The sequence below is a fragment of the Pseudomonas sp. MD195_PC81_125 genome (assembly GCF_014060985.1).
Classification (GTDB): Bacteria; Pseudomonadota; Gammaproteobacteria; order Pseudomonadales; family Pseudomonadaceae; genus Aquipseudomonas; species Aquipseudomonas parakoreensis.
This window is the reverse complement of the sequence record NZ_JABULD010000939.1, coordinates 1-703: the sequence shown is the minus strand read 5'-3', so window position 1 is coordinate 703 and position 703 is coordinate 1. Positions and strand designations below refer to the sequence as shown.

At 46.9% G+C, this 703-nt stretch carries 1 pseudogene; it reads left to right on the top strand.

The window, feature by feature from the left end:
* Positions 1–584: 584 nt before the first annotated feature.
* Positions 585–703, top strand: a pseudogene (locus HT737_RS32480) (winged helix family transcriptional regulator); the annotation flags it as partial.

Below are 703 nucleotides of genomic sequence, written 5' to 3'. Positions count from 1 at the left end.
GGAGATCGGCAAAGAAACTCGGTCAGGCCTTCCACTGCGCCCAAAATCAACACCTGGATAAAGGTCCAGAAATCCATTAATCCTCCGTCAGAGCGCTCTTGCTGAGCGACCGGTCAACTGTATTCAGGAATTGAGTATCTGAAGTTAAACAATCGGTATAACGCGACACCCATTGCCTGATCAGGCGACGGAGAATATGTCTTATCAAAAGACACACTCAAGCCATGTTAATAAACGTCCGCCTACGAACTACCCGAAAAATATTTAGGCCTATAGTAGAAAAAAGTTCGATTCGCCAATAAAGTGTGATCCAGCTCACACTGTCTCAGGATCGTGAACAGTGGCAATTGGACATGAACAAAGCCATCGCCATAGATTCAAAATAGTGGCACAATTCCACATTGCCACCATGTAACGACTAGTTCACAGCCCCGAGAAAATCAACTAAAAGCTTGAAATGCTTAATTATTGTTAGAAAACTCGGGAGCCACGTCTAAAAATCGCGTGAATGTTACCAATTGTCAGTCACAGATGAGAACCGGTGCTTTAACATCCCGATGTCAGCACCTAATTCGAGTCAATGCATGATGCTCTCAGGGAACTTGGCGACTAGAAGTCCGCGCCCGACGAACGACGTACCCGGTGTTCTTACTCTGGGTCGTACCCGTGGCGTGGCCGAACATTTCAGGGCGCTGATCGCGAA